The following is a 13,009-nucleotide window of genomic DNA, read 5'->3' on the forward strand; positions in this document are numbered from 1 at the left end:
GCCGCTTAGTTGCGGTTTTTTTGTACCTGAAATTTGGTAGAACAGCGGTCTCCACACTCCATAAAAAGACGCGTTGGTTGGGGGGGCGAGTCCCTCCGCCCCTGCCAATTCGAAGAAATAAGCCGCTTAGTTGCGGTTTTTTTGTACCTGAAATTTGGTAGAACAGCGGTCTCCACACTCCATAAAAAGACGCGTTGGTTGGGGGGGCGAGTCCCTCCGCCCCTGCCAATTCGAAGAAATAAGCCGCTTAGTTGCGGTTTTTTTGTACCTGAAATTTGGTAGAACAGCGGTCTCCACTCTCCATTTTCTACTTCTTCAAAACCTCTTTTTCAAAATACTTCCAGTAGTCAGGAAAACTGTCCATCCAAAATGACAAGTGTTCCTTGTATGCTGGCGAAGCTAATACTGATTCCTTCAACGTTTCATTGATGATTTTTAATGCTTTTTTAGAAAACTCAGGATTAGAGGCCGAACAGCCAATCGCGCCTGTCACAAAGTCGCCAGCTTCTTCAATCGGCAGCATGGCTAAAGACTCATGACCCGTCAATGTGAGGTAACGATAGGTCGTAAGGTAATCAATCGCATAATCGACTCTGCCTTTTGTCACGAGTTCGGCGATTGCTTCACTAGAACGAATTGAATTATGGGAAGCTATTGAGTTCTGATAGGCTGGGCTTGTTTGAATCATCTCTTGTAGATCACCATACTTTCTGGCCACTTCTCTACCTAGACGCAACTTCCTATCTTGTAATAGTTGTTCCAATTTAACTGGCGACCCAAAAGATTCAAATTTCGTTTTATCTGATTTTTTGATAATCAAAACATAAGGTGGATACAAGGTTGTGGGAATAGAATATTGACTACGCGAAGTTGCTTTCTCACGGTAAATCATACAAGGAAAACACACTGGCGCTCCATCGTCCAACATTTTACTTATTCTGACTTCTGGGGCAATCAAGGTGTCGAAGTGGACGTCAGGATTGTGGTATTCAATTTCACTAATTAATCCATCACAAATTCCCTTGCTTGAAAACTTACCGCTTTCGATATGAAATGGCGGGGTGTCACTCATGACCCAAGTTATTTTGAATGGCTGGTTTGCCACTACCGGTAAGGCTATTAATAACGCCGAAAGTAATAAAAAGGTAACAACTCGAAGAAATGCCATCAAACATCATATCTCAGTACTTGGTTATTCAATCATAAATTAGCCCACACGATTTTTAAAGGTGTATGTAGCATTATTAATCACTCAATAGATTCGTGGAACTTTTACCTTTATTCAGGTAGTATTTTGAACTCAACATCAGTGGATATGGCGATTATGTACACACCTCATCAGATAGATTGCATGCAACAACTTGGCGTGTCGTTTTTGCAGCCTGTTGCACCACCTAAAAAGGCAGATTCTGAGTCTACACCCGTTCAAGATGTATTGCTGCCCGAGTCATTACTCACCGATTTAAAAGTCGTGTTTCCCGATTTACTTATCGATGGAGAGCGAATTCATCTTACGAATAAATTTAGCTGGTTAATTCAAGCTAACACGACACGTGTGATTGCCACTAAAACCCAATTAATTACGCCGAGTTTAAATGTGATGACTCATCAACATTGGCGCAAAGTTTGGGAGCAAATAACCGACCATGCGGTGCCTTTTGGCTAACGCATTATCAAACTAACGTCAGTCTTCAATGTGACTCTTAGTTAATAAGAATGAATCTTAGTGAGTGAGAGTAAATAGAAAAGAAAATAGAAAATCGTGAAAACCCAATTAGAACCACTGAATCACTCACACCTCCCCGAGTTACTTAACATTGAACAAAACGCTCATGTGACACCGTGGTCAGAGAAAATCGTCAATCAAAGTTTTTCGCCGCGAAGTCACAATGTTGGTTTATTCAAAGTCAACGGCAACCAGTTTGAGCTTATTGGATACTATTTTTCAGAAAGTATTGCAGGTGAGGTATCGTTAGAAAATATATGTGTGGCCAATGAGTATCAGGGACGAGGTCTGAGTAAGCGCTTAATGAGTGATTTAATTACCCATAGCCAGTCCGCAGGCGCAGAAGAAATTTGGTTGGAGGTGCGTGCGTCTAATACGGCTGCAATCGCACTTTATGAAGCCTTTGGGTTTGAACAGCAGGGGATACGGCGCCAATACTACGCTATTCCAAATTCAAACTTAAAAGAAGACGCATTAACAATGAAGCGTGTCCTTTAAAAAAATACAAAATTTCAATTCTTTAAAAAAATATCCAAAATATAAGCTAATTTTCAAAAGCCGATTATATTTAGTAGACGCAATTTAAAAATGGACCGTCTATGCCTTTCCCTAAGTTAGTCTCAGCTGACACTATCGAACGTTATGAACAGAAAATAAAAGTATTGGAGTCTGACAAACAAGTTGTTGATGCTCTTAAAAGTAGTGTGGCCTACATTGAATTTCTACCGACTGGAGTCGTCACTTACGCCAACGATCTTTTCTTGTCTGCAGTAGAGTATGAATACGATGAAGTAGTTGGTAAACACCATCAGCTATTATGTGAACCCGAATATGCAGCAAGCCAAGAGTACAAAGACTTTTGGGCATCGTTGGCGGCTGGACAAAGCAATCATGGGACGTTTTTACGAGTTCGAAAAAGCGGTGAAGTACTTTGGATTAACGCAACGTATTTCCCAATATTTAATGATGAAGGAGATGTTGTAAAAGTTGCTAAAGTTGCGGCAGATGTCACTTCCAAAAAGCTTCAGTTAGATAGTCAAGAAGCGGTTGCTAAAGCGTTAATGCAATCCTTTGCTTTCATTGAATTTACACCTGATGGCAAGATCGTAAATGCGAACAAAAACTTTTGTGACACCATGAATTACAAACTAGAAGAAATTGTTGGGAAAGAACATAAAATATTCTGCCCGGATGGCTTTTTATCTCAATACGATAGCTTTTGGCGAGAATTGGCAAGTGGCGAATTTAAGACTGGAATGTTTGAAAGAATAACGAAAACAGGCACAAGTATCTGGTTAGAGGCGACCTACAACCCCGTCAAAGACAAATCCGGTAAGGTGACACGAGTGGTTAAATTTGCTCAAAATATTACTGAGCGAATAAATCAGTATGAAATGGTAGAGGAAACGTTTGAAAGCTCAAGACAATCAGCACTGCAAGCGGCAGAAATTACCTCTCAAGGTCAAGCGTCAATTCAAACTGCAACCCGGACAGCTGGTCAAATAAACCAAGCGGTTGATCAGGCTACCGATTTAATGAATCGTCTGACAGAACAATCTCATCAAATCACCCAAATTGTAACAACCATTTCGAGTATTGCAGAACAAACGAATTTACTTGCACTAAATGCCGCAATTGAGGCGGCTCGAGCAGGGGAAGCCGGTCGTGGTTTTGCCGTTGTTGCGGATGAAGTTAGAAATTTGGCTGCAAATACAAGTCGCGCAACTCGTGAAATCGCCGATATTGTTCAGCTTAATTCTGAATTGACCAAACAATCTGAAGACAATATGGGAATAATTCAAACCAATGTCACTGAAGTGAACGAGCAGCTAGAATCGGCCATGCATTTGATTCAAGACATCCGCACAGAGTCAGAAAAAATTGCGAATACGGTGACACAACTGTCGACCTCCTAACAGTCTTGAGTCGGGTTTAAAAACCAAGAAAACAACCACAACAGAATTGACATTTACATCGATAGAATAGAGGAATCGCTTTTGTCGAATAAAAATTAATAAAGCTTGGTAATTAGTAGTGAAAATATTGATTAAAGTTTGTTTGATGCGTTGTTTATCAGCTCAAGATCGGCGAAAATAGCCGACAAATTTTATGATAGATTTGGGCCTGTTCAAATGCGCCCATTTTTCAATTTTAAGAACCAATTTAATGTCTGATCAAAACGTATTAAACGAAGTAAACAAACGTCGAACGTTTGCGATTATCTCGCACCCCGACGCCGGTAAAACAACCATCACTGAAAAGGTCCTTTTATTCGGACAGCAGTTACAAACTGCCGGTACCGTTAAAGGCCGAGGCTCAAACCAGCACGCCAAGTCTGACTGGATGGAAATGGAAAAAGACCGTGGTATTTCAATCACCACCTCTGTGATGCAGTTCCCTTATAATGACCGACTGGTAAACCTACTTGATACTCCGGGACACGAAGACTTTTCAGAAGATACGTATCGTACCCTAACGGCGGTTGACTCATGTTTAATGGTTATCGACACGGCTAAAGGTGTCGAGGATAGAACTCGTAAGTTAATGGAAGTAACACGTCTTAGAGACACGCCGATCATTACTTTCATGAACAAATTGGACCGTGACATTCGCGATCCGATGGAAGTCATGGACGAAGTTGAATCAGAACTAAACATTGCTTGTGCACCAATTACTTGGCCAATTGGCTGCGGAAAGCTTTTTAAAGGCGTGTATCACATTCACCGTGATGAAGTTATTTTATATGCGTCAGGTCAAGGTCATACAATACAAGAAGTCAGAACTATCAAAGGGTTAGACAACCCAGAAGTTGATGCTGAAATCGGTGAAGATTTGGCTGAGCAATTACGCGATGAGCTAGAATTGGTTTTGGGTGCGTCACACGAATTTGAACTAGATCTATTTTTGGCTGGCCAATTGACTCCTGTTTACTTTGGTACAGCACTTGGCAACTTTGGTGTTGACCATATGCTAGACGGTTTGACTGAATGGGCGCCAACGCCTATGCCACGTCAAACAGATGTAAAGGAAGTGACAGCACAAGACGATAGCTTTAGTGGTTTTGTCTTTAAAATCCAAGCAAACATGGACCCAAAACACCGTGACCGAGTGGCGTTTATGCGCATCGTGTCTGGTAAATATGAAAAGGGTATGAAGATGAAGCACGTGCGTCTTGGTAAAGATGTTCGTATTTCAGATGCGTTGACCTTTGTTGCAGGTGACCGTGCTCAAGTTGAAGAAGCCTACCCAGGTGACATCATCGGTTTGCACAACCACGGTACCATTCAAATTGGTGACACCTTTACTCAGGGTGAAGACATGAAGTTTAGCGGTATCCCGAACTTTGCACCTGAGTTGTTCCGCCGTATTCGCCTAAAAGATCCTCTGAAACAAAAGCAGTTATTAAAAGGCTTAATTCAGTTATCAGAAGAAGGTGCTGTTCAGGTATTTAGACCACTTGATAACAACGATTTAATCGTTGGTGCGGTTGGTGTACTTCAGTTTGATGTCGTTGTTCAACGACTTAAGTCAGAATACAACGTTGAAGCAATATACGAAAATATCAACGTGGCAACGGCGCGTTGGGTGACCTGCAGCGATGAGAAAAAGCTGGATGAATTCCGCCGTAAATGTTCATCGAACCTAGCGTTGGATGGCGGTGACAGCTTAACTTATATTGCACCAACTCGAGTTAATTTGAACTTGTCGATGGAACGTTATCCAGACGTTCAATTCTCTGAGACACGCGAACATTAGTTCAGCAGACAAGTTATATAAAGGTAAATAAATGAACGTTTTCCAATTAGTACAAGATAGATTTAAACAAGCGCTGAGCAAAATTGAAGGTGCAGAAAACGCGCCGGCACCACTAGCAAAAAGCACTCGACCTGAGTTTGGCGAATACCAGTTTAATGGTGCGATGGCACTGGCAAAAATTTTGAAGCAAAAGCCGCGTGATATTGCCCAAGTTATTGTTGATAACGTAGAGCTTGACGACGTAGCTGAGAGTCTAGAAATTGCAGGACCTGGCTTCATTAACGTAAAACTTCGTCCAGAATGGTTGGCAAAACAAGTTGAACGCGCCATTGCTGATCCTCGACTGGCCGTTGAAACACAAACGGCACAAAAAGTGGTTGTTGACCTTTCTTCACCTAACCTTGCTAAAGAAATGCACGTTGGTCACTTGCGCTCGACCATCATTGGTGACGCCGTCGCCCGTGTCATTGAGTTCTTGGGCCACGATGTAATCCGTCAAAATCACATGGGTGATTGGGGCACACAGTTTGGTATGTTGATAGCACACCTGCAAGACAAACTTGCCGCGGACCAAGTTGCAACAACAGCACTGTCTGACTTAGAAGACTTTTACCGCGAAGCAAAAGTACGTTTTGACGAAGAAGAAGGCTTTGCTGATCGCGCTCGTGAGTACGTAGTGAAACTACAAGGTGGTGATGAGCAATGTAAAGCGTTGTGGGAGCAATTCATCGAAGTGTCGATTCAGCATTCAGAGGAAGTGTACGAAAAATTAAACGTAAAACTGACCAATGACGACATTATGGGTGAAAGTGCCTACAACCCAATGTTACCTGGAGTTGTAGCAGACCTTAAAGAACAGGGTATTGTCGTTGAAGACCAAGGTGCGCAAGTTGTATTTATTGAAGAGTTAGCAAATAAAGACGGTGAACCAGCGGTTTATATTGTAGAAAAGTCTGGTGGTGGTTACTTGTACTCGACAACTGACTTAGCAGCAATGAAATACCGTTCATTTGATTTAAATGCTGACCGTATCATCATTTTCACTGACGCACGTCAGGCGTTCCACTTCAAACAAGCTGAAATCGTTGGTCGTAAAGGCGGCTTATTAAAGCCAGAAACGACATACGAACACGGTCCATTCGGCATGATGTTAGGTAAAGACGGCAAGCCATTTAAGACGCGTACAGGTGGTACAGTTAAGTTGGCTGACTTACTTGATGAAGCGGTTGAACGCGCAGAGAAGTTATTAGCTGAACGCGCAAACGAATTAACAGCTGAAGAACAAAAAGAAGTCGCTCGTAAAGTCGGTATTGGCGCAATTAAATACGCCGACTTGAGCAAGAACCGTACTACGGACTACATTTTTGACTGGGATACCATGCTGAGCTTTGAAGGTGATACTGCGCCATACTTGCAATACGCGTACACACGTATTCAAAGTATTTTCAGAAAAGCTGGAATCGATACATCTGACTTTAATACAGCAGTAACAATTAGCGAAGCGCAAGAAAAAGCGTTAGCGGTTAAGTTGTTACAATTCGTTGAAGTGATTGGTTCAGTTAGCCAAAACTTAACGCCACATGTTCTTTGTACTTACTTATACGAGCTAGCTAGCTTGTTCATGAGCTTCTACGAAGCTTGCCCAATCTTAAAAGATGGAGTCGAAGAAGAAGTAAAACAAAGTCGTTTGGCTCTAAGCTTGTTGGTTGCTAAGACAATGAAACAAGGCCTAGATTTACTAGGCATTGAGACAATGGAAAAGATGTAAGCTATCTTAGTCCAGAGATAAGAAAAGCGGTGCTTGTTATAAGCGCCGCTTTTTTGTTTAGCCATTTAAGTGTTTATTAGACCAATTCAAACTAAGTTCATATTCATAACCGGCTTAATACTGTCATTAGTCTACGAGCTCAATTAATTGAGCTTAGAGCGAGAACATTATTGGCATCAATTTGAAGCGCCTGCTTTAAGTATCGTACCAACGTTTTTGAAACCTCGGGTTCGTGCTTACCCCCTAAATGTTTAGCCAAGGCCGTTTCCAGTAAATACATGTATGCTTCCCTCGCCACACCTTGTTTAGGGCTGTGTCCCGACTGTCGAGCCACCAATAAGGTCGTTGACGCAACGGTACTGGCTAAACTTGCATATTGCCTTACTTGTTTGATATCAACCCGATTATCATACAGCCCAGCCCAGATATATAGTGGTTTGTTTACCCTGCGCCAATGAGAAAGAGGCGATTTTTGCTCAAGAGTGATTAGCGCATTTTTATCGTCAGGTGCCGCAGCTAGATTACTAAAAAACGTGAGCCGTTGACCATTTGAATCTCGAATATCTTTACTATCAACAAATTGAATGGCGTGACCTAAATCTGGTGGCGGCGCGCCGGCAAACCCAAATTTGAATAAGTCAGGTGTGAAGCTCAATCCCGCCAAAGCTGAAAAGCCGCCAAAAGAGTGACCAACAATTGCTATCTCAGTTTGGGAAACCTCTGGGAAGCTTTTCAAGGCCTCTAGACTATCGATAATGTCCCGTTGAACAATACCGTCACCGAAGTCTTTGTTTGCGCTGTGGGTATAGCGGTGACCCATTCCAATAGACGCTCTGAAATTAGGTTGCCACACTGCATACCCCCTTGAAGCTATAAATGCGACAAGTGGATCCCAACGCCCGTAATCACGTGACCAAGGGCCACCGTGAGGAAAAACAACAAGCGGAAAGGGGGAATCTAATTCGAAATTCTGCTCTGGTCGGGATATTTTTGAATCAGTTGAGTTAGATACAACAACTCGACTAGGCAATGTCAAATAGCCAAACTGCCACATTTTGTCACTAACCTGATATTCGACGACTTGGGTATAGGTTTGGTTCCGTAACGTTGTTAAATCCTGTGTCTCAGAAAGTACTAAGGTATGTCGTTGGTTTGTATTGTGATCAATCCAGACATAGTCTCGGTTAGAGCGGTTGGCGCTTTCATCATTCACTAACCAAAATTGACCATCAATACTAGCTTGGATATTTAGTATTTTGTCTTTATTCTTAAATACTTCATGCGCCCGTTCAAGTTTATTTTTTGCCTGTGGCGTCAGGGGAATATAGGTTCGAAGAAGATCATTGATAACAAGTAATTCTGGATCAAATACTTGGGCAAAACCGGTTTCAATGCTCGACGTCTCATTTTGTTGGTTAATAACACCGGCCAGATCAAATTTGTCTGAGCTAAAAAAGCTATGTGTTTGATTAGTTGTTTTATTCAATAAGCTTTCGGAGAAGACGGGGGTGATTTGCTTGTCTATGAGAGTTATTTTATGAAGCCTTGCCTTGTCACCGTTTAAGCGGGCATTGACGTACAAAGACTGATTTTTACTGCCGATTCCCACTAAATTACAAGGATCGCCAATAACACAGGTAGCAATTAAACCAAGTTGCTCCATCCCAATCGGAAACTGATTAACATCATTGACCACCTGATAAATCTCTAACTGTTTGTCTTTATATAGCTTAATAAATTGAATGGGATTAACATTTTCGTTCGTAGAATGAAGTAATACATCGTCAACTTGAAAATCAGAACTGAACAATCGTTGAGCGGGTGTATTTAGCGTGTACTTGTAAAGCTCATACTGATTGGTCCTCATATTTTTTTTATGAACAAGTACACCAACATTGTAAGTGTTGCTCAGTCCTATCCATTTTGCTTCATGACGGCTGTTGAGAGTGGCTACAAACTGCGGATAACTGTTGGGTTTATTGTCAACTACACTTACTTTATTTTCATTTTGAAATATTAAGTACTCGTCTGATCTTGCCCATTGAAGCTTATTGATCTCTGAGCTAGTTAAAACTTTATAAGGTTTAGAATTGGGTAACACTTTAACCCACAATTCTTGAACGTTGAGTTTGTTATTGTGCTTGATAAATGCAACAGATTTACCAGACGGACTGAGGATCGGCTTTGGCTCATCAATTAGTTCAAGAATGGTACTACGGCTTAACAAAGGCCCACCAAGGGAGTCCATTTGCTCAGGTTTATGTTGCCGCATTTCCTGAGTTTTTAATTCATTAGCTTGAGCCATGGAAACACTTGCACTGAACGTAATCACGATTAATAAAAAAATAGAGATAAATTGCGCCATCGAAGTATTACCCCTTATTTAGTTTGTGGTAACTTCTGAAAGGTTGGTCACTGCAAGCTTATCCTCAGGAGTTTTGCGACGGCGATATACACCAACAAATGGATTAAGGAATAAAAAGCTGACCACCGCCGGTAAACTGAATACCACAAATAACCCGAGCCAAACCAAGCGAGTTGGATTTGAGAGTTTGTGGAAGCGCATAAAAAAGAGCCCTAAAGCTAAGCTAATTAAATGCAAAACAAACGCCGCAGTATTGATGGAACTTGGATAATTGGCAAACGGTTTTTTAAGGTCTGTATGACGCATCACGGCGCCACTCTCCGTCGATAACAGATCAAATAGGGATGCTCGGCCAAAATAAAGAACAGGCGAAATCAAATAATCAAAGTACATGACCCATTTCGGGTAGATATATGGTGTAAAGCGAGTTTCAGCTATGGGCGTGTATCCGCCATCAAATTGGCTCAAAATGACGCTAGCTGCGGGTTTGTCCAAACCAAAATAATCACGACCGTAATACATCATGGCGAAGCCTTGAGGAAGCTCTACTGCATTTGCTCCCCAGATTTGTTCAATAGGAACTGGGTGCGGAAGAGCAACTAAGCTTTGCAGAGGAGTATATTGATCTAGATAAGCCTGGTTGGTGAAAAGCACGATGCGTTGATTTGTTACCAAGTACGTATAGCCATTATTTTGTCTCGGCATGGTCATAAAGAACTCATTAGGTTCTAAGGTAAAACGAGTTTGAATGTATTCTTGTTCAAAATCGACCCAAACAAGGCTTTGTTTGGTGACATAGTGATTGGGTGCAAGCCATGGTACTTCATCAAACTTATCTTCTGGTTTAGCTAAGCGAAAGTCTTCGATAAAGCCGTTTTTGCCGATGGCTATTGTGTTTTTATCAAGCTGTTTCGAGTTAGGCAATATAAGCCCTAGATCATGAGAAAATAGCCACTCGGTGTCACTAGTGTCGGAGAGTCTGCTGCCAACATCGTCGACATAAAGCTGACCAAGTCGACCTTCTTTTTGATTGTACATTTTAAAGCTAACCGTATCGGCCAGTTTGGCTTGTGCAACTAAGCTACTTTTTTGTGGGTGATTCGAGTCTTTAAGTAAATGAGGCAGAAGCTCTTCGTTTTTAACTCGATAAAGATAACTTATTACATCTTTAGGAGGAGCGAAGTCTGGGTGGGTGCCGAGGATAAAATTAGGTATGTGATAAAACACTGAAGTTAGAACAAGTAATATGACACTTAAGCAAAAACTCATTGGTACAGAGATTAACAATATATCCAATGGACGACGCAAAAACGTTGATAAATCTGGTTTGAAGCTGCGTAAATTCAAATAAAGTAAAATCACATTGAATATTATCACTGGCCCAAATTGAGCAAGTGTTGAATTTGCAATTGGAGCCAAAACGACGACCATTATTGCCACCAAACTTATGGCGCCCCAACTCGCATTTAGAATTATGAATTGACCTAATTGGTATGCGAGTACACACGTCAAAAATAGGTAAACGATATAACTGTAGTGGCGTGTATCTACAATGTAAGTGCCGCTTATATCAATACCCATGGTAGCGATTAGCCATGGGAACGCGACCGCAATGAAAATAACCACTAGACCGACAAAGAGTAGGCCAAGGTAAATCTTACTCAAGTTGACCGGCCGATGAATAAGAAATGTCCAATGGTTTTTGCGTTTGTGTAAAAGCATTTGCAACAAACCGAAACAAAACGATCCGCCTATAAGTAGCAAGTTATTAAATAATGATTGGGCAATGTGATGCTCAAGAAGGGGCTTTTGTTTACTGATAAAACCAAATGCAGCCAATAGCAATAAGGCCCACAGCCATGCCCATTTTTGATATCTAGTTAATTCACTTTTAAATATTTCGAACATAATTAACCTCTTTGGGCGCGTGGCGCATTATGGTTTTTGGTTAGAAACGCATTTACTGCAGCTGGTAACGACATCTCGTTGACGGCCAATACTGTGGCTCCGCTTTTGTCTAGGTAGTCTCTGGTGGCACTTTCGTTTTGGTCGACAAGGTAAAGATGGTGAGCACCATCGATGAGTCTGTAGGTCAATAACCCTTCGACTTGATGTGGGTTAACATTCGATTGGCTTAAATCGACAATCCAATGGCGGATTCTGTCGGTAAATGTATCTGGTGATGACTGATTTTTTAACACCCCTTTTTCTAATATAATAAGGCTATCAGCAAGGCGTTCTATTTCTTCCATTTGATGAGAGCAATAAATAATAGTCATGTTTTCTTTGGCATCACAAAATAGTAACGCTTCAATAAATGACTGCTTTGCAATGACATCAAGACCTAAAGTAGGCTCGTCTAGAATCAATAAGCTTGGAGACTGAGCTAATGCCATGGCTAAATTTAGTCCTGCGCGCTCACCACGGGACAGTCCAGATATTTTTTGTTTTGGATCAACATCGAAGTAACCGACGACTTGTTGGTATAAGTCTTCGTTCCAGTTTTTGTACATTGACTTTTGCATAGCTAATAAGGCGTCAACGCGCATCCAGACTGGTAAAGTGTGTTCTTCATTAACATAACCAACTTCACCTCTAATGTGAGCAGGTAAAGAGCGACAGTCTTGATTGAACAGTTTCGCCTGTCCTGAAGTCGCTGTCTCAACACCGAGTAGCACTCGAAAAAGCGTAGATTTTCCCGCACCGTTGCTGCCGACGATCGCGTGAATACCACCTGAATTGAGAGTTAATGACAAGTCATTTAATGCTACTTTGCCATTAAACTCCTTGGTGAGATTTGTTATACAGATACACGTATTATCCATTATTGTTTCCTGCATTATTTTTTTTGTGGAGTAAATCAAGCGCAGTGTCCACTGCATCTATAAGCGCTTGTTTATCAAAGTCTAAATAAGCCACTTCATTAACAAATGACTGAACTGCGTTGTTTAGTTGAGTTTGTTGCTCTTCTTGGCTGTACTTCTGCTTTGGCTTAGCGACAAATACACCAAGACCAGAGCGGGCCTCTAACAACCCTTGGCTGGTTAATTCGTTATAAGCTTTTGCGACAGTGTTTGGGTTGATGGTCAATTGTTGTGCCAAGCCTCTTACACTAGGAAGCTTGCTACCAATAGGTAAATCACCACTGGCAATTTGAAGGCGCAGACCATCGACTATCTGTCGGAAGATAGGTCGGGTATCACCGGGTGTGATCTTTATATTTGCTACCGCGATTGCTGTCATTAACCACTCTGTTTTGTTTGGTGTACTATCTGTAGTAGTACACTAGATACAGTGTGGCTAAAAAGCAAGCGTTTTGTATAAAAAAAGCCCAAGATAAAAATCCTGGGCTTTATAGGAATAGGGCGTTATTTACAAAAGGATGGCCCTGAGC

General features: G+C 41.5%; 10 protein-coding genes. 5 read left to right on the plus strand and 5 right to left on the minus strand.

Features of this window, described 5'->3' with window-relative positions:
• Positions 1-307 precede the first annotated feature (307 nt).
• Entirely contained in the window at positions 308-1,168 is an 861-nt protein-coding gene (locus AC4E96_RS03315) for a hypothetical protein (RefSeq protein WP_490254903.1), read from the minus strand.
• Between the two features lie 126 nt (positions 1,169-1,294).
• On the opposite strand from AC4E96_RS03315, the gene AC4E96_RS03320 reads away from it, so the two are divergent.
• The 5 genes from AC4E96_RS03320 to argS all read left to right on the plus strand — a co-directional run bounded on the left by AC4E96_RS03320 (position 1,295) and on the right by argS (position 7,250).
• Positions 1,295-1,666, plus strand: coding sequence for a hypothetical protein (locus AC4E96_RS03320; RefSeq protein WP_490254904.1), 372 nt, complete (start codon positions 1,295-1,297; stop codon positions 1,664-1,666).
• Between the two features lie 96 nt (positions 1,667-1,762).
• The gene (rimI, locus tag AC4E96_RS03325; protein WP_490254905.1) at positions 1,763-2,224 is read left to right on the plus strand and encodes a ribosomal protein S18-alanine N-acetyltransferase; all 462 of its coding nucleotides are present in this window, start codon (positions 1,763-1,765) and stop codon (positions 2,222-2,224) included.
• Between the two features lie 101 nt (positions 2,225-2,325).
• Complete coding sequence (locus tag AC4E96_RS03330) at positions 2,326-3,642, plus strand: methyl-accepting chemotaxis protein (RefSeq protein WP_490254906.1); 1,317 nt, start codon at positions 2,326-2,328, stop codon at positions 3,640-3,642.
• 250 nt (positions 3,643-3,892) lie between these two features.
• Positions 3,893-5,482 carry a peptide chain release factor 3 gene (gene prfC, locus AC4E96_RS03335; protein WP_488031956.1) on the plus strand — a complete coding sequence of 530 codons (1,590 nt, stop codon included), beginning with the start codon at positions 3,893-3,895 and terminating at the stop codon, positions 5,480-5,482.
• Positions 5,483-5,513: 31 nt separating this feature from the next.
• Positions 5,514-7,250, plus strand: coding sequence for an arginine--tRNA ligase (argS, locus tag AC4E96_RS03340; protein ID WP_488031955.1), 1,737 nt, complete (start codon positions 5,514-5,516; stop codon positions 7,248-7,250).
• A gap of 139 nt (positions 7,251-7,389) precedes the next feature.
• Here the strand turns inward: argS and AC4E96_RS03345 are convergent, their stop codons facing one another.
• The 4 genes from AC4E96_RS03345 to AC4E96_RS03360 are packed head-to-tail and all read right to left on the minus strand — an operon-like array spanning position 7,390 to position 12,858.
• On the minus strand, positions 7,390-9,615 hold the full coding sequence (locus AC4E96_RS03345; RefSeq protein WP_490254907.1) for an alpha/beta hydrolase family protein: 2,226 nt from the start codon (positions 9,613-9,615) through the stop codon (positions 7,390-7,392).
• A gap of 18 nt (positions 9,616-9,633) precedes the next feature.
• Entirely contained in the window at positions 9,634-11,523 is a 1,890-nt protein-coding gene (locus tag AC4E96_RS03350) for a hypothetical protein (protein WP_490254908.1), read from the minus strand.
• A 2-nt stretch (positions 11,524-11,525) separates the two neighbouring features.
• Complete coding sequence (locus AC4E96_RS03355; RefSeq protein ID WP_490254909.1) at positions 11,526-12,440, minus strand: ABC transporter ATP-binding protein; 915 nt, start codon at positions 12,438-12,440, stop codon at positions 11,526-11,528.
• Positions 12,433-12,858 carry a GntR family transcriptional regulator gene (locus AC4E96_RS03360; RefSeq protein WP_490254910.1) on the minus strand — a complete coding sequence of 142 codons (426 nt, stop codon included), beginning with the start codon at positions 12,856-12,858 and terminating at the stop codon, positions 12,433-12,435. Before AC4E96_RS03360 ends, AC4E96_RS03355 begins: the two co-directional genes overlap by 8 nt.
• Between the last annotated feature and the right edge of the window lie 151 nt (positions 12,859-13,009).

The organism is Psychrosphaera sp. (assembly GCF_982872775.1).

What these genes read in the sequence shown, in the direction of transcription:
- AC4E96_RS03315 (WP_490254903.1), bottom strand. Translation starts at nt 1,168, where the DNA reads ATGGCATTTCTTCGAGTTGTTACCTTTTTATTACTTTCGGCGTTATTA.
- AC4E96_RS03330 (WP_490254906.1), top strand. Translation starts at nt 2,326, where the DNA reads ATGCCTTTCCCTAAGTTAGTCTCAGCTGACACTATCGAACGTTATGAA.
- prfC (WP_488031956.1), top strand. Translation starts at nt 3,893, where the DNA reads ATGTCTGATCAAAACGTATTAAACGAAGTAAACAAACGTCGAACGTTT.
- argS (WP_488031955.1), top strand. Translation starts at nt 5,514, where the DNA reads ATGAACGTTTTCCAATTAGTACAAGATAGATTTAAACAAGCGCTGAGC.
- AC4E96_RS03345 (WP_490254907.1), bottom strand. Translation starts at nt 9,615, where the DNA reads ATGGCGCAATTTATCTCTATTTTTTTATTAATCGTGATTACGTTCAGT.
- AC4E96_RS03350 (WP_490254908.1), bottom strand. Translation starts at nt 11,523, where the DNA reads ATGTTCGAAATATTTAAAAGTGAATTAACTAGATATCAAAAATGGGCA.
- AC4E96_RS03355 (WP_490254909.1), bottom strand. Translation starts at nt 12,440, where the DNA reads ATGGATAATACGTGTATCTGTATAACAAATCTCACCAAGGAGTTTAAT.
- AC4E96_RS03360 (WP_490254910.1), bottom strand. Translation starts at nt 12,858, where the DNA reads ATGACAGCAATCGCGGTAGCAAATATAAAGATCACACCCGGTGATACC.